Source organism: Saccharomonospora sp. CUA-673, assembly GCF_001942305.1.
Taxonomy (GTDB): domain Bacteria; phylum Actinomycetota; class Actinomycetes; order Mycobacteriales; family Pseudonocardiaceae; genus Prauserella.
Genome location: NZ_MKKE01000021.1, coordinates 32,658 through 59,321, shown reverse-complemented (window position 1 = coordinate 59,321; position 26,664 = coordinate 32,658). Strand labels below are relative to the sequence as shown.

General features: G+C 69.2%; 22 protein-coding genes, 1 tRNA gene, 1 other RNA gene and 1 pseudogene. 9 read left to right on the top strand and 16 right to left on the bottom strand.

Annotation, left to right across the window (positions count from 1 at the left end):
• Positions 1–422: 422 nt before the first annotated feature.
• Positions 423–1,322, bottom strand: coding sequence for a LysR family transcriptional regulator (locus tag BJF85_RS11240; RefSeq protein ID WP_075847166.1), 900 nt, complete (start codon positions 1,320–1,322; stop codon positions 423–425).
• A 93-nt stretch (positions 1,323–1,415) separates the two neighbouring features.
• Between BJF85_RS11240 and BJF85_RS11235 the strand changes: the two genes are divergently transcribed.
• Complete coding sequence (locus BJF85_RS11235; protein ID WP_075847164.1) at positions 1,416–2,318, top strand: EamA family transporter; 903 nt, start codon at positions 1,416–1,418, stop codon at positions 2,316–2,318.
• Between the two features lie 269 nt (positions 2,319–2,587).
• On the opposite strand, the gene BJF85_RS11230 is transcribed toward BJF85_RS11235, so the two are convergent.
• From BJF85_RS11230 to BJF85_RS11195, 9 genes are all read right to left on the bottom strand, one after another.
• Complete coding sequence (locus BJF85_RS11230) at positions 2,588–3,610, bottom strand: ABC transporter ATP-binding protein (protein ID WP_075847162.1); 1,023 nt, start codon at positions 3,608–3,610, stop codon at positions 2,588–2,590.
• Positions 3,607–4,605, bottom strand: a complete 999-nt coding sequence (locus BJF85_RS11225; RefSeq protein ID WP_075847160.1) for an ABC transporter ATP-binding protein — start codon at positions 4,603–4,605, stop codon at positions 3,607–3,609. Before BJF85_RS11225 ends, BJF85_RS11230 begins: the two co-directional genes overlap by 4 nt.
• 5 nt (positions 4,606–4,610) lie before the next feature.
• Complete coding sequence (locus BJF85_RS11220; protein ID WP_075847158.1) at positions 4,611–5,531, bottom strand: ABC transporter permease; 921 nt, start codon at positions 5,529–5,531, stop codon at positions 4,611–4,613.
• A complete protein-coding gene (locus BJF85_RS11215; protein WP_075847156.1) occupies positions 5,528–6,532 on the bottom strand; it encodes an ABC transporter permease in 1,005 nt (334 codons plus the stop codon). The genes BJF85_RS11220 and BJF85_RS11215 overlap by 4 nt, the downstream gene beginning before the upstream one ends.
• Positions 6,533–6,609: 77 nt before the next feature.
• Positions 6,610–7,794 carry an ABC transporter substrate-binding protein gene (locus BJF85_RS11210; protein ID WP_158056891.1) on the bottom strand — a complete coding sequence of 395 codons (1,185 nt, stop codon included), beginning with the start codon at positions 7,792–7,794 and terminating at the stop codon, positions 6,610–6,612.
• 61 nt (positions 7,795–7,855) lie between these two features.
• The gene (locus BJF85_RS31360; protein WP_369822144.1) at positions 7,856–8,155 is read right to left on the bottom strand and encodes an ABC transporter substrate-binding protein; all 300 of its coding nucleotides are present in this window, start codon (positions 8,153–8,155) and stop codon (positions 7,856–7,858) included.
• Between the two features lie 321 nt (positions 8,156–8,476).
• Positions 8,477–9,034 (bottom strand): uridine kinase, encoded by a 558-nt coding sequence (locus BJF85_RS11205; RefSeq protein ID WP_075847182.1) that lies wholly within the window; start codon positions 9,032–9,034, stop codon positions 8,477–8,479.
• Positions 9,035–9,117: 83 nt separating this feature from the next.
• On the bottom strand, positions 9,118–9,714 hold the full coding sequence (gene recR, locus BJF85_RS11200; RefSeq protein WP_075847154.1) for a recombination mediator RecR: 597 nt from the start codon (positions 9,712–9,714) through the stop codon (positions 9,118–9,120).
• A gap of 2 nt (positions 9,715–9,716) precedes the next feature.
• A complete protein-coding gene (locus BJF85_RS11195) occupies positions 9,717–10,082 on the bottom strand; it encodes a YbaB/EbfC family nucleoid-associated protein (protein ID WP_075847152.1) in 366 nt (121 codons plus the stop codon).
• A 77-nt stretch (positions 10,083–10,159) separates the two neighbouring features.
• Between BJF85_RS11195 and BJF85_RS11190 the strand changes: the two genes are divergently transcribed.
• Entirely contained in the window at positions 10,160–11,011 is an 852-nt protein-coding gene (locus BJF85_RS11190) for an N-acetylmuramoyl-L-alanine amidase (protein ID WP_255375559.1), read from the top strand.
• A 228-nt stretch (positions 11,012–11,239) separates the two neighbouring features.
• On the opposite strand, the pseudogene BJF85_RS28425 reads toward BJF85_RS11190, so the two are convergent.
• Positions 11,240–13,380, bottom strand: a pseudogene (locus BJF85_RS28425) (DNA polymerase III subunit gamma and tau); the annotation flags it as partial.
• A 185-nt stretch (positions 13,381–13,565) separates the two neighbouring features.
• Between BJF85_RS28425 and BJF85_RS11180 the strand changes: the two are divergent.
• The gene (locus BJF85_RS11180) at positions 13,566–15,128 is read left to right on the top strand and encodes an SLC13 family permease (RefSeq protein ID WP_255375557.1); all 1,563 of its coding nucleotides are present in this window, start codon (positions 13,566–13,568) and stop codon (positions 15,126–15,128) included.
• A gap of 128 nt (positions 15,129–15,256) precedes the next feature.
• Here the strand turns inward: BJF85_RS11180 and BJF85_RS28920 are convergent, their stop codons facing one another.
• The 4 genes from BJF85_RS28920 to BJF85_RS11165 form a co-directional block, all read right to left on the bottom strand.
• Positions 15,257–16,093 (bottom strand): hypothetical protein, encoded by an 837-nt coding sequence (locus BJF85_RS28920; RefSeq protein WP_222844528.1) that lies wholly within the window; start codon positions 16,091–16,093, stop codon positions 15,257–15,259.
• Positions 16,090–16,314 carry a hypothetical protein gene (locus BJF85_RS28915; RefSeq protein ID WP_222844527.1) on the bottom strand — a complete coding sequence of 75 codons (225 nt, stop codon included), beginning with the start codon at positions 16,312–16,314 and terminating at the stop codon, positions 16,090–16,092. Before BJF85_RS28915 ends, BJF85_RS28920 begins: the two co-directional genes overlap by 4 nt.
• Positions 16,315–16,914: 600 nt before the next feature.
• An RNA gene (gene ffs, locus BJF85_RS11170) (signal recognition particle sRNA small type) lies at positions 16,915–17,011 on the bottom strand.
• Positions 17,012–17,066: 55 nt separating this feature from the next.
• Positions 17,067–17,333 (bottom strand): DUF397 domain-containing protein, encoded by a 267-nt coding sequence (locus BJF85_RS11165; protein ID WP_075847178.1) that lies wholly within the window; start codon positions 17,331–17,333, stop codon positions 17,067–17,069.
• Positions 17,334–17,622: 289 nt separating this feature from the next.
• On the opposite strand from BJF85_RS11165, the gene BJF85_RS11160 reads away from it, so the two are divergent.
• Positions 17,623–17,835, top strand: coding sequence for a hypothetical protein (locus BJF85_RS11160; protein WP_222844526.1), 213 nt, complete (start codon positions 17,623–17,625; stop codon positions 17,833–17,835).
• A 131-nt stretch (positions 17,836–17,966) separates the two neighbouring features.
• Here the strand turns inward: BJF85_RS11160 and BJF85_RS11155 are convergent, their stop codons facing one another.
• On the bottom strand, positions 17,967–18,824 hold the full coding sequence (locus BJF85_RS11155) for a helix-turn-helix transcriptional regulator (RefSeq protein WP_075847148.1): 858 nt from the start codon (positions 18,822–18,824) through the stop codon (positions 17,967–17,969).
• Between the two features lie 66 nt (positions 18,825–18,890).
• On the opposite strand from BJF85_RS11155, the gene gndA reads away from it, so the two are divergent.
• The 5 genes from gndA to metH all read left to right on the top strand — a co-directional run bounded on the left by gndA (position 18,891) and on the right by metH (position 26,567).
• Entirely contained in the window at positions 18,891–20,333 is a 1,443-nt protein-coding gene (gene gndA, locus BJF85_RS11150; protein ID WP_075847146.1) for an NADP-dependent phosphogluconate dehydrogenase, read from the top strand.
• A gap of 4 nt (positions 20,334–20,337) precedes the next feature.
• Entirely contained in the window at positions 20,338–21,693 is a 1,356-nt protein-coding gene (locus BJF85_RS11145) for a TrkH family potassium uptake protein (protein WP_075847176.1), read from the top strand.
• The gene (locus tag BJF85_RS11140; RefSeq protein ID WP_255375556.1) at positions 21,686–22,363 is read left to right on the top strand and encodes a TrkA family potassium uptake protein; all 678 of its coding nucleotides are present in this window, start codon (positions 21,686–21,688) and stop codon (positions 22,361–22,363) included. The genes BJF85_RS11145 and BJF85_RS11140 overlap by 8 nt, the downstream gene beginning before the upstream one ends.
• Before the next feature lie 84 nt (positions 22,364–22,447).
• A tRNA-Ser gene (locus BJF85_RS11135) sits at positions 22,448–22,536 on the top strand.
• A gap of 311 nt (positions 22,537–22,847) precedes the next feature.
• Complete coding sequence (gene metH, locus BJF85_RS11130) at positions 22,848–26,567, top strand: methionine synthase (protein WP_222844529.1); 3,720 nt, start codon at positions 22,848–22,850, stop codon at positions 26,565–26,567.
• Positions 26,568–26,664: the final 97 nt, after the last annotated feature.

Below are 26,664 nucleotides of genomic sequence, written 5' to 3'. Positions count from 1 at the left end.
GCAGTCAGGGCGCAACCCAAAACGAAACCGCAGCGAAACCCGAAACCCTTGCGCCCTGACTGCAGTGTGATAAACGAAAACGAGAGGTCGACGGGATGACACTTCGCCCAGCGGCAAAGCCGCCCCACCATCCCGGAGACCTGCCCGCCGGCGAGCACCCCAACCCCAAAGCAACAAACCGGCACCGCGAAACACCAACACAACGCCGTAAACCGCCAACACAACGCCGCCAAGTGCTGACACGACGACGCAGGACGCTGACACGACGACGCGAGATGCTGACACGGCGGCACGAACTGCGAACACAGCGACGCGAGTTGCGAACACAGCGACGCGAGATGCTGACACGACGACGCGAGTTGCCAACACGGCGACGCGAGTTGCTGACACGGTGCCGCAGGGTGCCAATACGCCCCGGGGCCTCACCCCAAGGCGACCTCCCCGGCCTCGGCCCGGACAGCCTCCAACACGGCACTAACCGCCGGCCGTACAGGCCCGCCGTGCCGAACGACGGCCTCAACATTCCGAGCAACCCGAATCCCGGTCAACGGAAGCCGAACGACCCGGGTCGTATCAACCGTGTACCGAGGCAGCAACGCGATCCCGTGTCCGGCGGCGACGAGCGCCTCGGTGATGTGGAAGTCGTTGATCCGCTGAACAACCCGTGGCCGTACCCCGGTACGGGTGGCGAGGGAGAGCAACACATCGTCGACGGGAAACCCGACGTCGACGCTGATCCACGATTCGCCGGCGAGGTCGGCAAGCTCGAGGTGCTCGCGGTCCCCGAGGGGATGACCCTGGGGCAGCGCGACGTCGAGGGGTTCGCGCAACAGCGGCACGACGCGGAGGCGTTCGTTCTCGAACTCGGTGGCGTGTTCGTCACGGTGGGTGACGACGATGTCGAAGTCGGCGAGGAGACCGGGAACCTCGTCGGGGGTCATGTCGACGTCGCGGACGTCGACGTCGAGTCCGGTGAACTCGGCGAATCGGGTCAGCAGCCCGGGCAGGAGGAGCACGGCGGCGGAGGGGAAGATCGCGAGCCGGACGCGGCCGCGTGGCGATTCGCGGTAGGCGTCGAGTTCGGCCTCGGCGCGTTCGACGGCGCCGAGCACTTCGTCGGCCCTGGTGACGAGGGCGAGGCCGGCGTCGGTGAGGCGGAGTCCGCGGCCGGCGGGTTCGGTGAGCGCGACGCCCGCCTCGGCCTGCAGCGCCTTGAGCTGCTGCGACACCGCCGACGGCGTGCAATGCAGGGCCTGCGCGGTGGCGATGACGCTGCCCCGGTCGGCGAATTCCCTCAGCGTGCGCAACTTCCCCAGATCCACGCCTACCAGTCAACCAGACAGTGAAGCAGGCGCGGAAGGATGGTGAAAATAATATCGCTGGTACTTCATAGTTAGGCGCCGCAAGCTGGTGGCATGAGCGTGCGCGATCGGCTGCTGGCGGCCCTCACGGCCGTGCTGTGGGGCTGCAACTTCCTGGCGATCGACGCGACGCTGCAGCACTTCCCGCCGTTGTTCGCGGGTGCGCTGCGTTTCGCCGTGCTGGTGTTGCCGGTCGCGCTGCTGGTGCCGTGGCCGCGGGTGAAGCTGCGCTGGCTCATCGGGTACGGCCTGGGCTTCGGCACGTTGCAGTTCGCGTTCCTGTTCATCGCGATGGACACGGGCATGCCGACGGGCCTGGCGTCGCTGGTGTTGCAGGCGTCGGCGCCGTTCACCGTGTTGCTCGGATGGCTGCTGCTGCGGGAGAAGTTGTCGCCGTGGCAGATCGCGGGCATCGTCCTCGCGGTTGCCGGCATGTGCGCGATCGGCTGGCAACGGGCCGAGCACGCGGCGCTGCTACCGGTCGTGCTCACGGTGCTCGGTGCGTTGTCGTGGGCGGTCGGCAACCTGTGCCTGCGGCAGGCGCAGCCGGACAACCCACTGCACCTGACCCTGTGGATGTGCGTCGTACCACCGCTGCCGATGCTGGCGTTGTCGCTGGTGTTCGAGGGTCCGACGGCGGCCTGGAACAGCCTAGTGACGATCGACGATGCGACGGCGTGGCTGGCCGTCACGGGGATCGCGTACACGGCGATCCTGGGCACGGTCGTCGGCGCGGGCATCTGGTCGACGCTCATGCGCCGCAACCCGGCGAGCACGGTCGCCCCGTTCTCGCTGCTGGTCCCGGTCGTCGGCCTGACGCTGGCGTTCGTGATCCTCGGCGAACGGCCGACACCGATCGAGATCGCCGCGAGCGCCGTCGTGGTCACCGGCGTGGCCCTCGGCTCCGCAGGCGCCACCCTCGCCAACCGCCTCCGCCGCACCCGAGTCCCCGTCTAAAAGCTCCCAAGGGCCCCTTGGTCGCGTTCAACGGGACCAAAGTTCCCCTCGCCCCGCGTTGTGAAGCTGCTCGAGGTTCAGTACGGACCCTGCTCACGGTCTAGCAGGAACCCTGCTGGAAGTACAGTAGGGGGCTCTGACCAGCACCTTCCGCATGTCAGCGTGAAGGGCCCCATGGTCGCTCCCGCCCGTCTCCCACCACCACCCAACCGGACGCGCTGACGCGCGACAGTGCCCGATTCCACGCGACCAAAGGGCCCTCGGGGGCACTACTGGTTGGGCGGGATGGCGCCGGATTGGATGTCTTCGGCGTAGTGGCAGGCGACGCGGTGGCCGTTGCCGAGGTCGCGGAGCTCGGGGCGCTCGGTGGCGCACAAGGTGTCCTGCTTCCACGGGCACCGCGTGTGGAACCGGCAGCCGGTCGGCGGGTCGGCGGGTGACGGCAGGTCGCCGGTGAGCAGGATCTGCTCGCGCGCGTCCTCCACCGCCGGGTCGGGCACCGGGATCGCCGACAGCAGCGCCTTCGTGTACGGGTGCTGCGGCTCGGCGTACAGCGCGTCCGACGTGGCCTCCTCCACCAGCGAGCCCAGGTACATCACGCCGATGCGGTCCGAGATGTGCCGCACCACGGCGAGGTCGTGCGCGATCACCAGGTACGTCAACCCGAGCCGGTCCTGCAGCTGTTCCAACAGGTTCAGCACCTGCGCCTGCACCGACACGTCCAACGCCGACACCGGTTCGTCCGCCACGATCAGGTCCGGCTCCACCGCCAGTGCCCGTGCGATGCCGATCCGCTGCCGCTGCCCGCCCGAGAACTCGTGCGGATACTTGTGCAGCGCGCTCTCCGACAGGCCGACGGCGTCGAGCAGTTCCACCAGCCGCGCCCGCGTCGACTCCTTGCCGGAGTCGAGCCCGTGCGCGCGCATGCCCTCGACGATGATCGACTCCACGGACTGGCGCGGGTCCAAACTCGACAGCGGATCCTGGAAGATCATCTGCATCCGCCGGCGCGCCTTGCGCAACGTCTCGCCCTTGAGCGCCGACACGTCGGTGTCGTCGAACACGACCCGTCCGCCGGTCGGCTCCACCAGCCGCAGCAGGCCCCGGCCGAGCGTCGTCTTGCCGCAGCCCGACTCCCCTACCAGGCCGTACGTCTCGCCGCGCCGGATCGTCAGGTCCACCCCGTCGACGGCGTAGACGTGCCCGACGGTCCGTTCCAGCACGATGCCCCGCTTGATGGGGAAATGCACCTCGAGACCCTCGACGGTCACGAGCACCTCTTCGGAACTCACCGCGCTCCCTCCGGCACCGCGTCGTCGCTCGATTCGACCGGGTTGTGACACCGCAGCATGCCTCCGCGATCCTCGACCAGCGACGGCGGATCGCTCCAGCACGCGTCCGTCGCGTTCGGACACCGCGGCGCGAACGCACAGCCGTCGGCCCACGCGATGTTGTCGGACACCGAGCCCTTGATCGGCGTGAGCGCCTCCCCACGCGGCGAGTCGAGCCGCGGGATGGATTCCAGCAGTCCGTGCGTGTACGGATGCCGCGCGCCGCTGAACAGCGCGTGCCGTTCCGCGCGTTCCACGATCCGCCCGCCGTACATGACGTTGACCTCGTCGCACAGGCCCGCCACGACGCCGAGATCGTGCGTGATCATGATCAGTGCGGTGTCCGTTTCGGACACCAGCTCCGACAGCAACGACAGGATCTGCGCCTGGATCGTGACGTCGAGGGCGGTCGTCGGCTCGTCGGCGATGAGCAGTCTCGGCCGGCAGGCCAGCGCGATCGCGATGAGCACACGCTGGCGCATCCCGCCCGACAGCTGATGCGGATACTCGCCGAGCCTGCGCTGCGGATCGGGCAGGCCGACGTGGCCGAGCAGTTCGACCGCCTCGGAACGCGCCTCCTTGCGCGACATCCCGCGGTGCCGTTCCAGCACCTCCGCGATCTGCAGCCCGATGGTGATCACCGGGTTCAGCGACGACAGCGGGTCCTGGAACACCATGCCCAGGTCCCGCCCCCGCCGGTCGCGCAGCTGCCGGTCGGACAGGGTGAGCAACTCCGTGTCCTCGAACGTGACCGACCCCGTGACCTGCGCTCCCCTTTTCGGCAGCAGGCCCATGATCGCCAGCGAGGTCACCGACTTCCCGCTGCCCGATTCGCCGACCAGCCCCACCGTCTGTCCCGGCTCCACCGAGAAGCTGACGCCGTCGACGGCGGTGAACGGGCGGGTTCCCTTGCGCTTGAACACGACGCTGAGGTCGCGGACGTCGAGTAGTGCCATTGCCCTTACCGCCTGTTCTTCGGGTCGAGCGATTCCCGCATCGACTCGCCGAGCAGAGTGAAGCCGAGCGCCACGACGATGATCGCGATCGCCGGGTAGAACGCCAGCGACGGCTTGACCGCCAACAGGTCCTGCGCGTTGCCGAGCATCAGACCCCATTCGGCGCGCCGCCAGTCCGAGTCGCCGAGGCCGAGGAACGACAGCGCCGCCGCGTCGATGATCGCCGTGGCCAGCGTCAACGTGGCCTGCACGATCACCGGACCGATCGAGTTCGGCAGCATGTGCCGGAACACGATCGTCCGCCGTTTGACGCCCAGCGCGGTCGCGGCGAGCACGTGGTCGCTGTTGCGTTGCGCCATCATCGATCCGCGCAACAGCCGGGCGAACACCGGGACGCCGATCATCGCGACGGCGATGATCACCGTCCACTGGCTGCCCGGCAGCAGCGCCGCGATCGAGATCGCCAGCAGCAGCGACGGAATCGACAGCATGATGTCGGTCAGCCGCATGAGGACGGCGTCGACCCAACCACCGAACGCACCGGCCAACCCGCCGATGATCATGCCGATCGCGACGCCGATCAACGTCGCGAACACGCCGACGAACAACGTCTGCTGTGCGCCGACGAGAAGCCGCGAGAAGAAGTCGTACCCGTTCTGATCGCTGCCCAGCAGGAAGCCGGGCATCGGACCGGGGATGTGCGACGGCGTCAGCTCCGCCTGGAGCTCGGGATACGGGACGTAGGGGTCCTTCGGCGCGACGAACGGCGCGATCGCCGCGAGGACCACGAACAGCGACACGATGACGAGGCCGACGATCGCGACCGGACTGCGGAACGTGCGCCGCAGCGCGTCCATCGCCAGGCTGGTGCCGCCCTCGGCGAGGGCGTCGATCCGGTCGGCCCTCCGGGTGGAAAGAATGCTCATCGCACACGCACCCTCGGGTCGATGATTGCGTACGAAATGTCGACCAGCAGGTTGACCAGCACGAAGACACCCGCGAACAGCAGGATCAGACCTTGCAGCCGTGGATAGTCACGTTGCTGGATGGCCTGTTCGAGCAGCGTGCCGAGCCCGCCCCACGCGAACACCTTCTCCGTCAGCACCGCACCCGACATCAGCAGACCGGTCTGCAGGCCGATCGTCGTCGACACCGGCAGCAGCGCGTTCCGGAGCACGTGCCGCTTGCGCACGACCTTCGTGGTCAGGCCCTTCGAATCGGCCGTGCGGACGAAGTCCTCGCTCTGCACGTCCAACACGGACGCCCGCGTGATCCGCACGATCACGGCGAACGGGATGCTCGCCAGCGCCACCGACGGCAGGATCAGATGCAGGATCGCATCCCACGTGGCGTCGAACTCGCCGGTCAGCATCCCGTCGAGAGTGGCGATGCCGGTGACGCGCGTGGCGTCGATCAGCACGTCCTGCCTGCCCGACGGCGGCAGCACGCCGAGCTCCTGCGCGAAGACGTACTTGAGCAGGAAGCCGAGGAAGAACACCGGCACCGCGACGCCCACCAGCGTGGTGATGACGGTGGCGTTGTCGAGGAACCGGCCCCGGAACCGCGCAGCGACGTAGCCCATCGGGATGCCGAACAGCACCGCCAGGAACATCGCCGCGGCCGACAGCTCCAACGTCGCCGGGAAAGCCCGCGCGATCTCCTGCATCACCGGTTCGCTGGTGATCAGGGAGTTGCCGAAGTCGCCGGTGAGCACCCGGCCGAGGAAACGGAAGTACTGGACGAAGATCGGATCGTCCAGTCCCAGCACCGCGTTCAGCTGCGCGATGCGCTCGGGGGTCGCGCGGTCGCCGAGCAACGCCGACGCCGGCCCGCCGGGCAGCATCCGCAGCCACGCGAAGACCAGCACGGACAGTACGAACAGCGTCGGAATGGCCTGGAGCAACCGACGCACGGTGAACCTGAGCATGAATTACGTGCCTTTTCCCAGGGGAGCCCGGGAGACGGCGCCGCAGCGCCGCCTCCCGGGCCGATGACGGCCGAGCGTCAGCTCTCGCCCTTGTGGACCGTAGCGAACCGCTCGTCGGTCAGCGGGCTCGGAACGAGACCCTGGATGTCGGCGCCCACGACGATCGCCGGCGGGGACGAGGTCAACGGCACCGCGGGCACGTACTCGGAGATCTTCACCGACGCCTCCTCGTAGGCCTGCTTCTGCTCCTCGTCGTCGACCTTGGAGTCTGCTTCGGACAGTGCCGAGAAGATCTCCTGGTTGTTGAAGCCGAACTCGGCCTTGTACCGGCCGAAGAACGTGCCGATGAAGTTGCCGGCGTCGCCGTAGTCGCCGGTCCAGCCGAGCAGGTGCAGGTCGTGCTCGCCGGCCTGCTGGACGTCGTCGAGGAATCCGCCGTTCCACGGGCGCTGGCGCATCTCGACGTCGATGCCCACGGCCTTCAGGTCGTCGGACACGGCACCCGCGATGTCGACCGGGCTCGGCATGTACGGCCGGCTGACCTCGGTGGGCACGTAGAACTCGAGCGTCAGGTCCTCGGCGCCCGCCTCTGCCAGGAGCCGCTTGGCCTCCTCGACGTCGTACTCACGCGTCTCGACGTCGTCGGTGTAGCCGTCGGTCTCCTCCGGCAGGAACTGATCGCGTGCCGTGGCGCCCTCGGGCATCTGGTTCTGCGCGAGCTGTTCCTTGTTGATGGCGTGGTCGATGGCCTTGCGGACACGCACATCCTCGAGTTCCGGCGTGTTCTCCTGGTTGATGCCCAGGTACAGAATGTTGAACGTCGGCCGCACCATCACCTGCGCGCCGGAGTCCCGCAATTCCTGGTAGTCACCGGGATTCGGCAGGTCGTAGCCGTCGATCTGGCCGGAGATCATGTCCTGCTTACGCGTGTTCTCGTCCTCGATGATGCGGAAGACGATCCGCTCCATCTGGGCCTGGTCACCCCAGTAGTCGTCGTTACGCACGAGCGTGACCGTGTTCGCCGAACGGTCGTAGGACTCGAACTCGTACGGCCCGGTGCCCGTGGGGTGTTCGTCGGCGAATGCGGGGTAGTCGAACGAGCCGCCGCTCTGGGTGACCTCGTCGGCGTTGTGCTCCTGCAGGGCCTGCGGGCTGGCGATCGACAGCGACGTCAGGCCGAACGCGTCGGGGAACGCACCCTTGGCCTTGGTGAGGTTGAGGACGGCGGTGTGCTCGTCGGTCGCCTCGCACGAGTCGTACACCGGGTCGCCGGTGGCCGCGCCCTCGTTGTTGGCGAAGCCTCGAAGACGTCGCCGTAGTAGATCATCTGGCTCTGCGCCGCGCGCCCGGCATGTTGTACCAGCGATCGAAGTTGAAGCAGACGGCCTCGGCGTTGAAATCGGTGCCGTCGTGGAACTTCACGCCCTCGCGGAGGGTGAACGTCCAGGTCTTGCCGTCGTTGCTGGGCTCCCACTCGGTGGCGAGGCCAGGTTCCAGATCGGCGCTGCCCGGCTTGTACGCCACGAGCGTCTCGTACATCTGCCGGATCGGTCGGAACGATTCTCCGTCCTCGTTGAACGCGGGGTCGAAGTTCTTCGGCGCACCTGCCGCGCCGAAGACCAACGTGTCCGCATCACCGGCGCCTGGTCGCGTTCCGAGGCACAGGCCGACAGCACCAGCGCGCCTGCCAGCCCGATCAGGGCGAGGCGGCGCATGCGAGGCACTCGCGAGTGGAGCATGTTCGCACTCCTTGAAAAGATCAGTTCGGTGACGCCCAGGTGGGCGCAGATGGAGGCAGACCTTAGCGCTCGGTGGCCGTTTCCTTAAGTGGTTGAGGTTACGATCGGGATACTTGACCGAAAAACCGCGCCGGAACCAACGGTGCAGAATCGCATCCCCAGAACTGACCGGGTCCAAATCCCCGAGGATTCGCACACTTTTGTCTCAGCGATTAGGCCGTTCGGCCGAGTACGAAAGATGTGCCGCCTTCCACGGTTCGTCGACCGCGAACCACCCGGATTCGAACCGCTGCCATCGCCTCAGGTGCGGTCTGGACCATTCCCCGTCGCGCGCCACGGCGCGTTCGAGACGCACGCGCGGGTCGCCGACCTCGAGCCAGCACAGCAGCGAGACGACGTCGCGGACCGACCGGCGGCCGGCGGAGACCCCTTCGAGCACGAGCACGTCGGGCACGGGAACGTCCACCCACGCGCCCAGGTGCGGCCGGCCGTCGGGCGCCCATTCGGTACGCCGGTAGCGACCCGGCCGGCCGGCGGCGAGCGGGGTCAGCACGCCGGTGGCGAGCCGCGGCCACCACGACACGGGCTCGTCCCACGTCGCGAAGTCGTCCGTGCTCACCAATGCCGTGTCGACATGGCGAGCTGTCAACACGTCGACGATCTCGGCCGCCAGTCGGGTCTTGCCCGCGCCGGACCGGCCGTCGATCGCGAGCAACCGGACCGCGCCGAGTCGCGGCGCCGCAGCCGACAGCCGCGTCGCCACCTCCGCCGCGAACGCCGCGTGCTCGGGAGACACTGAGCCACCGGAAAACACTGCGGCACCGGGAGACACGTCCGGCACCGCGCTTACAGCGTGCGGCGGCCCGACAACGCGCGGCCGAGGGTGAGCTCGTCGGCGAACTCGAGGTCGCCGCCCATGGGCAGACCGGAGGCCAGGCGCGTGACGTTGAGCCCGGGGAAGTCGCGCAGCATCCGCACCAGGTACGTCGCGGTGGCCTCGCCCTCGGTGTTCGGGTCGGTCGCGATGATGACCTCGGTGATCTCCTCGGCACCGATCCGCGTCAGCAGGTCCTTGATACGCAGCTGGTCGGGGCCGATCCCGGACAGCGGGTCGAGCGCACCGCCCAGCACGTGGTAACGGCCGCGGAACTCGCGGGTGCGTTCCACCGCGAGCACGTCCTTGGGTTCCTCGACGACGCAGATCAACGACACGTCGCGGCGGACGTCGTTGCAGATCCGGCACCGCTCCGCCTCGGAGACGTTGCCGCAGACCTCGCAGAAGCGGACCCCTTCGGCGACCTTGCCCAGCACCTCACGCAGCCTGCCGATGTCCTGCGGATCGGAGGCCAGCAGGTGGAAGGCGATGCGCTGCGCGCTCTTCGGACCGACGCCGGGGAGCCTGCCCAGCTCGTCGATCAGGTCCTGAACGACACCTTCGTACACGCTTACATTCCGGGCAGACCGAGGTTGCCCATGCCGGGCAGACCCTCACCGCCGCCGAGTCCGCCCGCGATCGGGCCCAGCTTCTCCTGCTGCAACTGCTGCGCGTTGCTCGTCGCGTCGCGCACGGCCGCGACGACCAGGTCGGACAGCGTCTCGACGTCCTCGGGGTCCACGATCTTGGGGTCGATGTCGAGCTTCTTGAGCTCGAGCTCACCGCTGACCGTGGCGGTGACCATGCCACCGCCTGCCGTGCCGGTGACCTCCGCCTGCGCGATCTCCTGCTGGGCCTCCATCATCTGCTGCTGCATCTGCTGGGCCTGCTGCAGGATCTGCTGCATGTCGGGCATTCCGCCGCCGGGCTGCGCCATGATGGTCGATCCGATCTCGTCGCTGGGGTAGCTGTGCCGACCAGCCTAGTCGCCCCGGGTGTGGCACCGTGGAAGCCGTGCGAGGTTCGGGGGGTTCCGATTCGCTGCCGCGGCTGCGCGCGCACGCGCGACGGGTCGCGGCAGCGCTGTGCGCAGGAATCCTCCTCGCGTCGTGCTCGACCGCCGACCCGGCGCCGTCGACACCTCCCCCGAACGGGGCATCGCCCGCCGAACGCGGCGGGGAACACCGCGGGGGTGACGGTGGCTCACGGGACGACGGTCCGCCGCTCGTCGTGCTCGACCCCGGGCACAACGGCGCCAACGCCGAGCACCTCGACGAGATCGAACGTCGCGTGCCCAACGGGCGGGGCGAACACAAGCAGTGCAACTCCACCGGCACCAGCACCGACGACGGCTACGGCGAGCACGCGTTCAACTTCGCCGTCGCCGAGCAGGTGCGCGAGCGGTTGACCGCGCGCGGCGTGCGGGTGGAGCTGACCCGTGAGGACGACGAGGGCTACGGCCCGTGCGTCGACGAACGCGCGGCGATCGGCAACCGCGCAGGCGCCGACGCGGTCGTGTCCATCCACGCCGACGGCACCGCCCCCTCCGCGAGCGGTTTCCACGTCATCTACTCGGACCCGCCGCTCAACGAGGCCCAACGCGGCCCCGCGGTGCGCCTGGCCCACGCGATGGCCGAGGGCATGACCGACGCCGGCCTGCCGGTGGCCGACTACATCGCCTCCGACGAGGGGTTCGATCCGCGCGACGACCTCGCGGGGCTGAATTTGTCGACCGTGCCCGCCGTCCTCGTCGAATGCGGCAACATGCGCAACCCGGCCGAGGCCCGCGCCATGGCCTCCCCCGAGGGCCGCGCCCACTACGCCGACGCCATCACCCGAGGCATCACCCGCTACCTCGACCGGTAGCCGCGGCGGGTCAGTCGATGGGGCGGGCGCCAGGTGGTCGGAGAGCAGGCGTTCGGCCAGGGCTTCCGGGTCGTCCGGGGTCGATGCCGGGGCCCGGTTCGCCTGCGACGACTCCGCGCCTCCCGACTGCGTACCGCCCGACTGTGCCGAGCCCGCGTGCGATGACCCTGACTGAGCCGGGCCCGCCGACGACCCCGGCGTACCGGGGCCCGCTGCATCCGACCTCGGGGGTGCGGCTTCCGGGGCGCCGTACTCGTCGTCCTCGGGTTCCGGCGGCAACGGGATGTCGGGTTCCGTCGTCGTCACCTTCGGGCCCGCCGGACGCTCCGGCGCCGACTGCGACGACTCTGCCGACGCGGTTCCGCCGGCCGATCCCGCGGCCGGGGACTCCGATTCCGACGCCGGTCGCGGCGGCGCCTGCTGCGGGTCCGGCCGCGCGGGAGCCTCAGCACTCGCGGATCCGGCATTCGCCGCGCCGGTCGGGCCGTTCTGCGGCGGCTTCGGCGGTGCGCTCGGCGCCGCGGACTGTGCGGCCGCCTTCGCCGGGGCCGACCCCTGGACGGCACTCGTGTGCAGACAGCGGACCTGCCACTGCCCCCCGAGCAGCTCGCCCAACGCGGCCGCGATGCAGTCCGCATTCCGCGGTTCCGACAGCCTGCGCGCCAACGGCTCGGCGGTGTGCGTGAGCGTCACGCCGTTGCCCTCGACGCTGTGCACGGTCGCGTTGGTCAGCATCGCCTCGGTGCTGCGGCTGGCCTTGCGCACCGCACCGAGCAGCTGCGGCCAGTACTGCCGGAGCGCAGCCGCATCGACCGCACCCGGCTGACTCGACGACCCCTCCGAACCGGACTCCGGCGGCGGGTCGGCGGCCGCCGACCCCGCTGCGGCCGCGGCCGGCTGCGCCTCGGCAGCCGGCGGAGCCGCATTCACCGGAGCCGAAGTCGCCGGAGCCGCGTTCGCCGGAGCCGGGGCCGCACTCGCCGACTCGGCAGCGGCAGGCTCGTTCGCCGCCGCGGCCGGAGCAGCGGGCGCCGTCGCCCCGGCGGGCGCGGTCGCCTCCGAAGCAGCCACCGAACCCGAAGCAGCCGCCAGTCCCGGAGCTGCCTCGGGCGTCCGCTGCGAGGGCCGCTCGAACGTCCGCTCCGGTACGGCGCGGCAGCATCAGCACCAGCCGCACCGGCACCGCCACCGGACGGAGCCGCACCACCGGCGGTCATCCGCCGTTCGAGCCGTTCGACCCGCTGGAGCACGGCGCCCTCGTCGTCGGCGACCTCGGGCAGCAGCATGCGCGCGGCGAGGAGTTCGAGCAGCAGTCGCGGGGCGGTGGCGCCGCGCATCTCGAGCAGTCCGCCGTGCAGCAGCTCGGCGTAGCGGGTGAGCGTGCCGGGCCTGACCCGCTCGGCCTGCGCGACCATGCGGTTGAGTTCCTCCTCCGGCGCGGCGACCATGCCGCGGCTCGCGGCGTCGGGCACCGAGCGGAGCAGGATGAGGTCGCGGAACCGGTCGAGCAGGTCGCTGGCGAAGCGGCGCGGGTCGTGGCCCGCCTCGGCGAGCTGGTCGATGGTGCCGAACACGCCCTGGTGGTCGTCGGCGGCCAGGGCGTCGACCATCGCGTCGATCAGGGCGGAGTCGGTGACGCCGAGGAGCGCGACGGCGCGGTCGTAGGTGACGCCGTCGGGTCCGGCGCCGGCGAGCAGCTGGTCCAGCACGGACTGCGTGTCACGGGCCGATCCGCCGCCCGCGCGCACGACGAGGGGGTACACGGCCGGTTCGACCGCGATGCCCTCCGCGGCCACGTTGCGCTCGAGCAGCTCGCGCATCGACGTCGGCGGGATGAGCCGGAACGGGTAGTGGTGTGTCCGCGACCGGATCGTCGTGAGCACCTTGTCCGGCTCGGTCGTCGCGAAGATGAAGATGAGGTGTTCCGGCGGCTCCTCGACGATCTTCAGCAGGGCGTTGAAACCCTGCGTCGTGACCATGTGGGCCTCGTCGATGATGAACACGCGGTACCGCGACTCGGCGGGTGCGTAGAAGGCGCGGTCGCGCAGCTCACGGGCGTCGTCGACACCGCCGTGGCTGGCGGCGTCGAGTTCGGTGACGTCGACACTGCCGGGGCCTTCGGGGGCCAGCGCGCGGCACGGGCCGCACTCGCCGCACGGGTCGGCGGTCGGGCCCTGCTCGCAGTTGAGCGAGCGCGCCATGATGCGTGCGCTGGACGTCTTGCCGCAGCCGCGCGGACCCGAGAACAGGTAGGCGTGGTTGATCCGACCGGCCGCGAGGGCGGTGCGGAGCGGTTCGGTGACGTGCTCCTGCCCCACGACCTCCGCGAAGGTCGAGGGCCGGTACTTGCGGTACAGCGCGAGAGCCACGCAGCGAGCGTACCGATCCCCGCCGACACCGCACGCCGCCGCCGAGCCCCACCGCCGGAACCCGGCTACACCCACGAACGCGCGCGAACCAGACGGCTGCGACCAATACGCACAAAAGGGGGACATTCGCCGTGAGTCGTGTCACCTTCGACGCCGCCATCAGTGACGATCAATCGGAGGCAACGATGCCAACTCCGCTCGACGAAGCGCGGACCGGAGCCGCGCCCGCGGCGGGGCCACGCCCCGGCGCGGACGAGAGCCAACTGTCCCAACGCCGGATCTGGATCGGCCGGCTGCTCGGCCCGGCCCTGGGACTGGCGGTCTACCTGCTGCTGCCGCAGGACGAGGCCCTGTCCGACGCCGCACGGACGACCGCGGCGATCGCGATCGTCATGGCCGTGTGGTGGATGACCGAGGCGCTGCCGCTCGCGGTGACCTCGCTCGTGCCCCTTGTGGCGTTCCCCCTGGCGGGCATCCTCGAACTGGACGCCGCGACCGCGCCGTACGCGGCCGACACGGTGTTCCTGTTCCTGGGCGGGTTCGTCATCGCGCTCGCCATGCAGAAGTGGAACCTGCACAAACGCATCGCCCTGGTCGTCATGACGATCATCGGGACGAAGCCGCGGCAGCTCATCCTCGGCGCGATGGTGGCGACGGCGTTCCTGTCGATGTGGGTCAGCAACACGGCGACCACGCTGATGATGCTGCCGATCGGCATCAGCATCCTCGCGCTCGTCGCGGCCAAGGGATCGGCGTCCGGCGGTGATGAGGCCGATTCCGGCGGCGGCCCGGTGTCGGAGATGTTCGCCGACAAGGACACGAAGAACTTCGCGACCTGCCTGATGCTCGCGATCGCGTTCGCCGCCACCATCGGCGGACTCGCGACGTTGATCGGCAGCCCGCCGAACCTCATCCTCGCCGGATTCGTGGAGAACGCCTACGACAACGTGACGATCGGCTTCGCCGACTGGATGAAGATCGGCGTGCCGCTGTCGGCGGTGTTCCTGGTCATCGCGTGGCTGCTGCTGACGCGCGTCATCTACCCGACGAAGCTGACCGACGTGGTCGGCGGCAAGGACGTCATCCGGTCCGAATTGGACAAGCTCGGCCCGATGTCGCGCGGTGAGTGGACGGTGCTGATCGTCTTCGTGTGCACCGCGCTGTTGTGGGTGTTCCGGGAGCCGCTGACCGAATGGGAGGCGCTCACGTCGGTCCTGCCGTTCGTCGCGAACCTCGACGACGCCATCATCGCGATCGGCGCGGCCATCGCGCTGTTCATGATCCCGGTGTCGATGCGCAAGGACAGCCCGTCGATGGCGATGGACTGGCGCAGCGCGCAGTCCGGCGTGCCGTGGGGCGTGCTGTTGCTGTTCGGCGGCGGGTTGAGCCTCGCGGCCGCCGTGCAGGAGACCGAGCTCAGCGACTACATCGGCAGCCAGGTCGGCGGGCTCGGTGTGCTGCCGACGGTCGTGCTCGTGGCCGCCGTGTGCCTGATCGTGTTGCTGCTGACCGAACTGACCAGCAACACGGCGACCGCGGCGACGTTCCTGCCCGTGCTCGGCGGCGTCGCCGTGGGCATCGGCATCGACCCGCTGTTGCTGCTCGTGCCCGCCGCGTTCGCGGCGACCTGCAGTTTCATGATGCCGGTCGGCACTCCTCCGAACGCGATCGTGTTCGGTTCCGGCTACGTGACGATGGGCCAGATGGTGCGGGCCGGTGTCTGGCTGAACCTCGTCGCGTCGTGCTGATCACCGCCGCCGGGATGCTGCTGGGCGGCTGGGCGCTGGGCATCACGTTGTAGACCGACCACGACACGTCGAACGCGGCGTGGACCGTCCGGTATGGACGATCCACGCCGCGTTCGTGTGCGCAGGCGTCAGGGTCGGATGCCGATTCCCGGCCGCTTGCTCCACTTCTCCTCGCGTTCGGCGGTGAGCGCGGGCCAGGTGTGCCCGCCCGGGCGCGGGTACACCTTGTCGGCGTAGTCGCCGGGGCGGTAGTCGGGTTCGTAGAAGCAGCCGGTTCCGTAGGTCGCGTCGAAGGCGGGACACGTGTCCGCGATCAACCGTGCGGTGGGTTTGCGACCGGTGGTTGCCCAGGTCGACAGGGCCGCCATCGATGTGGCGTACTCGGCGTCGCTGAGTCCGCTGTGGTCGCTCTCGGAGGTGAACGTCTGCACGAGGTGCTGGTCGGTGCCCGCGCCCTCGAGGCCGGCGCGGTACGCCGATTCGTGCTCGACGTACACGGTCGGGTCGCCGATGGCGTGCAGGGTGAGCACGGGCATCGACACGGCGCCGGTGAGGTCGCTGTCGTAGGACAGGTCGCGGCGGGCCGATTCGTCGGCGGAGAACCGTTGGACGCCGATGTTGAGCGCCCTGTCGTCGCCGGATCCGCTGTACCGGACACCCCTGTTGCCGAAGGGGTTCCGTCCGTCAAGTCTGTTGTGGACGATGTCGCGGAACGTGAAGGTCGCCCAGTTGAGGTGGGCTGCCAGGGACTGCTCCGGGATGCGGGTCACGGCGAGGATGTCGTCGAGGCGCTGTTGTTGGTCGGCGGTGCGTTCGCCGGGTTCGGCTGCGTAGCCGGTGCATTCCCGGAGCCGGTCGCGGACGTCGTCGGACGTCAGGTCGGAGTCCTTGGGCAGGCCCATCCACAGTGGATACTGCGGTTCGGTGGGGCGCGGGTGGTTTCCGCAGTAGTACTGGTAGATCACGCGGAGGTCGACGCGGTAGTCGTAGCCGCGGGAGCGCCTGCGACGAGTCCGTTGGTGAGCAGGGCGCCGTCGTAGGCGGGTTGGGGTCGGGCGGCGTCGACCTCGGCGATCTTGGCGGCGATGTTGCCGCCCCAGGATTGGCCGTGGATGTAGGTCTGTCGTGGTTGGCCGACGTGGTCGAGGAACAGCTGACGGAGGTTCTCGGTGTCCTCGACGGCCATGCGGACGCCGTAGCCGCCGCGGCGGTAGGACGATCCGGCCCAGGCGTAGCCTCGTCGACCATGACGGTCCAGCGTTCGAGGTCGTCGGCGCTGCGTTGGGGGTCGGATTCGGCGGGTTCGAGGTCGGGGCCGCCGTGGGAGTGCATGACGAGTGCGCCGTTCCAGTCGTGGGGGACGGCGATCGTGTAGTAGGCCCCGTTGGTGTCCTTGCCCTGGTAGCACGTGGCGTGGGCGGCGATGTCGGCCGGACATTCGGTGGGTGCGGGTGGGTCCGTTGCCGCGGCGGCGGGTGTGGGCGCGATGACGGATCCGATGAGGACGGCGAGTGCGGTCCCGTATCGCAGTCCGTTGCGGCGAGTGGTCGGTGTGGTGGGGATTCGGCAGGCCGATGGTGTGGTCGGCATGGCAGCCTCCTGGGATCTGCGCACCGTTGCGCGGATCGGATGCTAAGCACCCCGAACCACGGACCCACCCTTTTAGTTCATAACGGTCACCCCGACCGCCAACACAGCGACGCAGATTGCTGACACGCCCGCGCAGATTGCTGACACAGCGACGTGGATTGCTGACACGGCACACGGGTGAAGGCGAAGCCCAAGACAAACAGGGGACCCCCGCACCCGTCAGAGCCTGCTTATCCTTGCTGCCTTCCGGCCCTGGGGAGGTTCACAGGGTGGACGCCGCGGGGGTCCGCTGTTCAGTCTACGGCCTGGCGGCCCCGGGCTCGAACCGGGGCCTCGAGCGGGGCCGGGTCATGTGGGCAGGTCGAATTGGCCTGCTTTGACGGCGGTCAGGAAGGCGCTCCATTCACCGCGGGTGAACATGAATACGGGGCTGTCGTCCAGCTTGGTGTCGCGGACACCCACATGGCCGTCACCGGTGCGGTCGCCGAAGTTCACTTCGACGCAGTTGCCTCCGTTGGGTTCGCTGGCGAAGGACTTCGTCCATCCGATCGGGTCGAACCTGCTCGACGCGGTTGCGGGGTCGTAATAATCCTCTTCAACTGTGTGGTCGGCCATCTCCACCTCCGTACCGCTCGCGGTGCAGGTCGGCACCCGTTGCCGGCTCCGATTCTGCCTTGCGTCTCCGGTTCTCACCTGTGTGTCGATGTCTGACCGACGGAAGCGTGCGTCCATCCGTGGGAACTTCACATCAGCCGGTCGACACCATGATTAATCCCCTCCTAGGATTATTCCTAACGCTGAACGGCGGGTCGACCCCGGGCCGTCAGCTTGCGAGGGACACCACAGGTCCAGAGCGAAACCGCAGCACAGGCGGGGGTGAGTGCAGATGGCCGTACGGCTGGAGATGACTCGAGCGCACGCGTCGGGTACGGAGCGGGGCACGGGCGGCGATGCCGCACCGAAGGTGCCCGTGCAGCGCAAACTGCGGCGCTTCGCCCCGGGTCTCGTCATCAGCAGGCCGGGCGCCGACTCCGACTCCGCCGCGGACGTCTCCGATCTGGCCGGGATGGCGATCGACGACCGCAGGCTCACCTCGCGCTACGTCGTCCGCCTCTGAGCGGACCCTCCGACGCCCCCGGTCCCCACCACAATGCTCCCGAGGATAGTCGCGTTGAACGCGACTATGGGGCCTCGGGAGCATTTCCACAGACCGATCCCCAGATCGGCACGGCGTGCCGGCGGTGGTGGTCAGGTGACGAGCTGGGAGCGGTACTCGGCGGCGAGGTCCTGGACGAACTCGCGCGTCTCGTTGCGTTCGAGTGCGGCGCCGCGCAGCCGGTCCCAGGAGTCGACGAAGATCTGGAAGTCCTTCATGTCGTCCAGGTAGATCCCGCCCGCGGAGTGCTCGACGTACACGAAGTCGCGGGTGCGGTCGGGGAAGCGCATGATCGTGAAGTCGTTGGGCACGGCGGCGAGCTTGGCGTCGAACGGCAGCACGTGGACGTACACGCGACTGCGCCGGTCCAGCTCGATGAGGTGTTCCATCTGGTCGAGCATCACGCCGGGTGCCCGGCCGCCCGGTGCCCTGCGCAGCGCCGCCTCGGAGAGGATGAACCGGTAGTACGGCGGCTGCTCCTGGTCGAAGACCGCCTTGCGGTCGAGGCGGTTGCGCACGAGCGAGGTGATGTCGCCCGCGCCGAACTCGGTGAACTGCTTGAGCATGTAGTGCTCGGACTGCAGCGGACCGGGGATGCGTTCACCGTGCCAGGTGAGGATCTCGGCCGCGGCGGGTTCGAGGTCGGTGAAGGTCCGGAACCAGTGCGGTACCACTGAGCGGTACCCGGACCAGTGGCCGCGCTGCCCGGCGGCGGCCCGGGCGAGATTCAGCAGCGTATCGGCCTCTTCGCCGGCCACGCCGTAGGCGTCGATCATCGTGCGCACGTCGCCGAGCTTGGCCCCGACGGCGCCCGATTCGATCTTGTTGACCTTGCCCTGGGTACAGCCGAGGATCTCCGCGACCTGCTGCTGCGTCATCCCTGAGCTGGTGCGCGCATGCCGCAACTCGTTACCGAGCTGCTTGCGGCGGGAGGTCACGGTACTGGCCATGGCGGCGCAAACGTTACCGTTTTCGTCCGCTGCCCCAAAACCCGAGGTCGGAGTAGGGTCCGTGACATGACGAAGAACGCCGACATCGGCGTGACCGGACTTGCCGTCATGGGTCGCAACCTGGCGCGCAATCTGGCCCGCCGCGGGCACACTGTCGCACTCCACAACAGGTCGGAAGCACGGACGAAAGAGCTGGTCGAGCAGTTCGGCGACGAGGGTGACTTCGTCCCGACGTACTCGGCCCAGCAGTTCGTCGACTCCCTGGAACGGCCGCGCAAGCTGGTCGTCATGGTCAAGGCGGGAGCGCCGACGGACGCGGTGATCGAGGAGTTCGCCCCGCTGCTCGAACCGGGTGACGTGATCGTCGACGCGGGCAACGCGCACTTCGCCGACACCCGGCGCAGGGAGGCGGCGCTGCGCGAACGCGGGCTGCACTTCGTCGGCACGGGCGTGTCCGGCGGCGAGGAGGGTGCGCTGCACGGGCCGAGCATCATGCCGGGTGGTTCGGCCGAGTCGTACGAATCGCTGGGGCCGTTGCTGGAGAGCATCTCCGCGCAGGTCGACGGGCAGCCGTGCTGTGCCCACATCGGACCGGACGGCGCGGGGCACTTCGTCAAGATGGTGCACAACGGCATCGAGTACGCCGACATGCAGCTGATCGCGGAGTCGTTCGACCTGCTCCGCGGGGCCGCGGGCTACGAACCGGCGCAGATCGCCGAGGTGTTCCGGACGTGGAACACGGGCCGGCTGGAGTCGTACCTCATCGAGATCACCGCCGACGTGCTCGGCCACGTCGACGCCGCGACCGGCAAACCGTTCGTCGACATCGTCGCCGACCAGGCCGAGCAGAAGGGCACCGGCCGGTGGACCGTGCAGATCGGTCTGGACCTCGGCCAGCCGATCACGGGCATCGCCGAGGCGACGTTCGCGCGGTCGCTGTCCGGGCACGCCGACCTGCGCGCGGCCGCCCGCGGACTCGAGGGCCCCGCTCGGGCGCCGAAGCTGTCCGGTTCGGACGCCGAGCGGTTCGCCGACGACGTCGAGCAGGCGCTGTACGCGTCCAAGGTGGTCGCCTACGCGCAGGGCTTCAACCAGATCCTCGCCGGCGGCGCCGAGTACGGCTGGGACATCGACCTCGGCACGGTCGCGTCGATCTGGCGCGACGGGTGCATCATCCGCGCCCGGTTCCTCGACGACATCCGCGCCGCGTACGCGGCCGAGCCGGGTCTGCAGACGCTGTTGACCAGCGGTGGTTTCCGCGCCGCGGTCGAGGAGGCGCAGGACGCGTGGCGTTCGGTGGTCTCGACCGCCGTCCGGCTCGGCATCCCCACGCCGGGCTTCTCGACGGCTCTCGCCTACTACGACGCGCTGCGCGCCGAGCGGCTGCCCGCGGCGTTGGTACAGGGTCAGCGCGACTTCTTCGGCGCCCACACGTACCGCCGCGTCGACACCGAGGGCACGTTCCACACCGAGTGGGCAGCCGAGGGGCGTCCCGAACACCGCGCCTGACGTGGTGCGCGCCGGCCTGCTGACGCGACTGTTGCCGACGTGGCGGCAGCCGGCGCGCATCGTCGTGCTCGGCTTCGCCGCGGCCGCCGCGTTCGGCACGCTGCTGCTGGCCCTGCCCGCATCGACCGAGGGCGACGATGCCGCCGGGCCGGTCACGGCGCTGTTCACGGCCGTCTCCGCGCTGTGCGTGACCGGGCTGATCGTCGTCGACACCCCGGAGTACTGGTCGACCTTCGGCGAGCTGGTGATCCTCGGGCTGATCCAGCTGGGCGGCCTCGGCATCATGACCACCGCGTCGCTGCTGGGCCTGCTCGTGTCGCGCCGGTTCGGACTGCGGATGCGCCTGACCGCGCAGACCGAGACCAAGGCGCTCGACCTCGGCGACGTGCGGCGCGTCGTCCGCGGCGTCATCACGGTGTCCCTGCTGATGGAGCTCGTCGTCGCGATCGTGCTGACCGTCCGGTTCGCGACCGGGTACGGCTACGACCTCGGACGCGCGATCTACCACGGGGTGTTCCACGCGATCTCGGCGTTCAACAACGCGGGATTCGCGCTGTACACCGACAGCCTCATGCCGTTCGCGACCGATCCGTGGATCTGCGTCCCGGTGATCCTCGCGATGACCGCGGGCGGTCTGGGCTTCCCGGTGTGGATCGAGCTGTGGCGGCACCGCCGCCGGCACGTGCGCTGGTCGATGCACACCAAGCTCACGCTCGTGACCAGCGCCGTGCTGCTGGTGGTCGGCGTGGTGGCGATCACCGCGGCCGAGTGGAACAACCCGGAGACACTCGGCGGCTTCGGCGTCGGCGGCAAGCTGATGGCCGGCGTCTTCCACGGGGCGATGCCGCGGACCGCGGGCTTCAACAGCGTCGACGTCGGCGAGATGGAATCCGGAACGCTGCTGGTCAACTGCATCCTGATGTTCATCGGCGGCGGCAGCGCCGGCACGGCGGGCGGCATCAAGGTGACGACGTTCGTCCTGCTGGCGTTCGTCATCTACTCCGAGGTCAAGGGCGAACCGTCGACGCACGCGTTCGGCCGCAAGATCCCCGTGCTGGTGCAGCGGCAGGCGCTGACGGTCGCGCTGCTCAGCGTCGGGGCGGTCATGCTCGGCACGCTCGCGCTGCTCACGCTCACGCCGTTCCGGCTCGAGCAGGTGCTGTTCGAGACGGTGTCGGCGTTCGCGACGGTCGGGCTGTCCACCGGCATCACGGCCGAGGTGGGCACGGCCGGGCACCTGTTGTTGGCGCTGCTGATGTTCCTGGGGCGCGTCGGGCCGATCACGCTGGCGTCGGCGCTGGCGTTGCGCGATCGTTCACGCAGGTACGAACTGCCGGAAGAGAGGCCCATCGTTGGCTAGGTCGAAGGACGTCAATCGCGTCGTGGTCGTCGGGCTCGGCCGGTTCGGGGCCTCGCTGGCGTTCGAACTCGTCGGCAGCGGATTCGAGGTGCTCGGCCTGGACCGCGACCCCAAGATCGTGCAGCGCTACGCCGACGACCTGACGCACGCCGCGGTCGCCGACACCACCGACCCCGAGGCGTTGACGCAGCTCGGCGTGCCGGAGTTCGAACGGGCGGTGGTGTGCATCGGCGACGACATCGAGGCGAGCATCCTCAGCACGTCGGTACTGGCCGACTTCGGCATCCCGACGATCTGGGCGAAGGCCACGAACCGGCGGCACCGGCGGATTCTCGAACGCGTCGGCGCGCACCACGTGGTGCTGCCCGAGCACGACATGGGCGAACGCGTCGCGCACCTGGTCACCGGTCGGATGCTTGATTACATCGAGTTCGAGGACGACTACGCGCTCGTCAAGACCACCGCACCGGACTTCGTGCTCGGCGTGCCGCTGGGGCAGACCGCGATCCGCAAGCGCTACGGCGTCACCGTCGTCGGCATCAAGCGGCCCGGGGAGAAGTTCACGTACGCCACGCAGGACAGCGTCGTCGAGCGCCACGACCTGCTCGTCGTCGCCGGCCGCCGCGAGCAGGTCGAAACCTTCGCCAACCTCACCTCCTCCCCACGCTGAGCAGCCACCGCGCCCGCCCGGAGGTGCTCCCGAGCGGTGCACCCGCTCACTGATGGTCACGCTGGGTCCTGTACTCTTTTCGGCGGAGGATTGGCCGAGCGGCCTAAGGCGCACGATTGGAAATCGTGTTGGGTTAACAGCCCTCACGGGTTCGAATCCCGTATCCTCCGCCAGCACGCGGACGCCGGGCGGCCCTACGGGGACGCCCGGCGTTTTCGCTGTTCGGACGGCCGCACACCCGGCCACGCCGCCACCCGCGCACCCACCCGCGCGCCGCCCACACCCGGCCTCGCGCGCGGCTACACCATGCAACCCGAATCGTCCAGACGGTGATCTTTCTCCCAGACGGCTCGTGTTCAGAGACCCGTTACGGCATAGACTGTGCGGCAGGCCGAGAGGCGTTGCAACGGGCCACCGATCGCCCGCCACGCTCGGCAAGTGCAACAAGGACGCCTTCCGACCAGGGAGGCACGGCGTGAGCCACATCCAGCCAGATCGCACCGACCAACTCGCCGCACTGCTGCGTGAGCGGATCCTGATCATCGACGGTGCGATGGGCACGATGATCCAGCAGCAGTCCCCCGGCGAGGCCGAGTTCCGCGGCGAACGGTTCGCCGACTGGGGCTGCGACGTCAAGGGCAACAGCGACCTGCTGACGCTGACCCAGCCCGACCTGATCAGCGGCATCACCCGCCAGTTCCTCGCGGCCGGCGCCGACATCGTCGAGACGAACACGTTCAGCGCGACGACCATCGCGCAGGCCGACTTCGAGATGGAAGAGCTGGTCTACGAGCTCAACTACGAGGGCGCGCGGCTGGCCCGCACGGCCGCCGACGAGCACTCGACGCCGGACCGTCCGCGGTTCGTGGCGGGTGCACTGGGGCCGACGAACCGGACGGCGTCGATCTCGCCGGACGTCAACGACCCCGGTGCCCGCAACGTCTCGTACGACGACCTGGTGACGGCCTACCTGCAGCAGGCCAACGGCCTCGTCGACGGTGGCGCCGACCTGCTGCTGATCGAGACGATCTTCGACACCCTCAACGCGAAGGCGTGCATCTTCGCCCTCGAGACGCTGTTCGAGGAGCGTGGCCGCCGCTGGCCGGTGATGGTGTCGGGCACCATCACCGACGCCTCCGGACGCACCCTGTCCGGCCAGACCACCGAGGCGTTCTGGAACTCGATCCGGCACGTCAACCCGCTGCTGGTCGGCCTCAACTGCGCGCTCGGCGCCGGCGAGATGCGCCAGTACGTCGCCGAGCTCAGCCGCATCGCGGACTGCTTCGTGCACTGCTACCCGAACGCCGGTCTGCCCAACGCGTTCGGCGAGTACGACGAGACGCCCGAGCAGATGTCCGCGGTGATCCGCGAGTTCGCCGAATCGGGCCTGGTCAACGTGCTCGGTGGCTGCTGCGGCACCACGCCCGAGCACATCGCCGCCGTCAAGGACGCGGCCGACGGCGTGCAGCCGCGCACGCCCGCCGAGCCCGCACCGGCGATGCGCCTGTCCGGCCTCGAGCCGTTCAACATCGACAACTCGTCGCTGTTCGTGAACGTCGGCGAGCGGACCAACATCACCGGTTCGGCCCGGTTCCGCAAGCTGATCAAGGACAGCGACTACGACACCGCCCTGTCGGTGGCCGTGCAGCAGGTCGAGAACGGCGCGCAGGTCATCGACGTCAACATGGACGAGGGCATGATCGACGGCGTCGCCGCGATGGACCGCTTCCTCAAGCTGATCGCGTCCGAGCCCGACATCAGCCGCGTGCCGATCATGGTCGACTCCTCCAAGTGGGAGGTCATCGAGGCCGGCCTGAAGAACGTCCAGGGCAAGCCGATCGTCAACTCGATCTCGCTCAAGGCGGGCGAGGAGGAGTTCGTCGAGCAGGCCCGGCTGTGCAAGAAGTACGGCGCGGCCGTGGTCGTGATGGCGTTCGACGAGGACGGGCAGGCCGACAACCTCGAACGGCGCAAGGAGATCTGCAAGCGCGCGTACGACATCCTCGTCGACCAGGTCGACTTCCCGCGCGAGGACATCGTCTTCGACCCGAACGTCTTCGCCGTCGCCACGGGCATCGAGGAGCACGCCACCTACGGCGTGGACTTCATCGAGGGCGCCCGCTGGATCAAGGAGAACCTGCCGGGCGCGAAGATCTCCGGCGGCATCTCCAACGTGTCGTTCTCCTTCCGCGGTAACAACACGGTGCGTGAGGCCATCCACGCGGTGTTCCTGTTCCACGCCATCGACGCGGGCCTGGACATGGGCATCGTCAACGCGGGTGCGCTGGCCGTGTACGACGAGGTCGACAAGGAGCTGCGCGACGCCATCGAGGACGTCGTGCTCAACCGCACCGACGACACGCAGGCCGCCACCGAGCGGCTGCTGGAGCTGGCCGAGCAGCACAAGGGCAACGGCTCGTCCTCGGAGGACACCCAGGACGAGTGGCGTTCGCTGCCCGTGGCCGAGCGGATCACGCACGCCCTGGTCAAGGGCATCGACGCACACGTCGAGGACGACACCGAGGAGCTGCGCGCGCAGATCGCCGACCGCGGCGGCCGGCCGATCGAGGTCATCGAGGGTCCGCTGATGGACGGCATGAACGTCGTCGGCGACCTGTTCGGCGCCGGCAAGATGTTCCTGCCGCAGGTGGTCAAGAGCGCCCGGGTGATGAAGAAGGCCGTGGCGTACCTGATCCCGTTCATCGAGCAGGAGAAGGCCGAGGCCGGCACCACCGGGGCCAAGGACACCAACGGCACCGTGGTGCTCGCGACCGTGAAGGGCGACGTCCACGACATCGGCAAGAACATCGTCGGCGTCGTGCTGCAGTGCAACAACTACGAGGTCATCGACCTCGGCGTGATGGTGCCGGCGCAGCAGATCCTGGACGCGGCCAAGGAGAACCAGGCCGACGTCATCGGGCTGTCCGGTCTGATCACCCCGTCGCTCGACGAGATGGTCAACTTCGCCTCCGAGATGCAGCGCCAGGAGCTGGACATGCCGCTGCTGCTCGGCGGTGCGACCACCTCGCGGGCGCACACCGCGGTCAAGGTCGACAAGAAGTACGACGGCCCCGTGGTGTGGGTGAAGGACGCCTCGCGTTCGGTGCCGGTGGTGGCCTCGCTGCTGCACGCCGAACAGCGCGAGACGCTGATGGCCGAGGTGCAGGCCGATTTCGACGCGCTGCGCGCCCGGCACGCCAACAAGCAGGACCGGCCGATGGTCACGCTCGAGCAGGCGCGCGAGAACCGCACGCCGATCGACTGGTCGAACTACACGCCGCCGGCGCCGGCCAAGCCGGGCGTGCACACGTTCGACGACTACGACCTCGCCGAGCTGCGCGACTACATCGACTGGCAGCCGTTCTTCAACGCGTGGGAGATGAAGGGCTCGTTCCCCGACATCCTCAACAACCCGGCGACCAGCGAGACCGCGCGCAAGCTCTACGACGACGCGCAGGCGATGCTCGACAAGATCATCGAGGAGAAGTGGCTGACCGCCAGCGGCGTCATCGGCTTCTTCCCCGCCAACGCGGTCGGTGACGACATCCAGCTCTACGGCGACGACGCGCGCAAGGAGAAGCTCGCGACGCTGTTCAACCTGCGTCAGCAGGGCGAGCACCGCGAGGGCGTGCCGAACCGCTCCATCGGTGACTTCGTGGCGCCCCAGGACACCGGCCTCGAGGACTGGGTCGGCGGTTTCGCCGTCACCGCGGGTCTCGGCTCGCAGCAGAAGGTCCAGGAGTTCAAGGACAAGCTCGACGACTACAACGCGATCCTGCTCGAGTCGCTGGCCGACCGGCTCGCCGAGGCGTTCGCCGAGCGGATGCACGAGCGGGTGCGCAAGGAGTTCTGGGGCTACGCCCCCGACGAGGAGCTGGACAACGTCGGCCTGATCAAGGAGAAGTACGACGGCATCCGGCCGGCGCCCGGTTACCCCGCGTGCCCGGAGCACACCGAGAAGCAGACCCTGTGGGACCTGCTCGACGTGGAGCGCACGACCGGCATCGAGCTCACCGAGTCGATGGCCATGTGGCCGGGTGCGGCCGTGTCCGGCTTCTACTTCAGCCACCCCGAGTCGCGCTACTTCGTGGTGGGCCGGCTGGGCCGCGACCAGGTCGAGGACTACGCCGAGCGCAAGGGCTGGACGCTCCAGCAGGCCGAGAAGTGGCTCTCGGCCAACCTCGGCTACGACCCCGAGGACTGATCACCCGCGGCACCGCCGCGGACGGCGCGACGCCGGGCTGCCCCTCGTGGGCCGCCCGGCGTCGCGCTGCCTGCGTGCCTACCGGAGCACGGACATC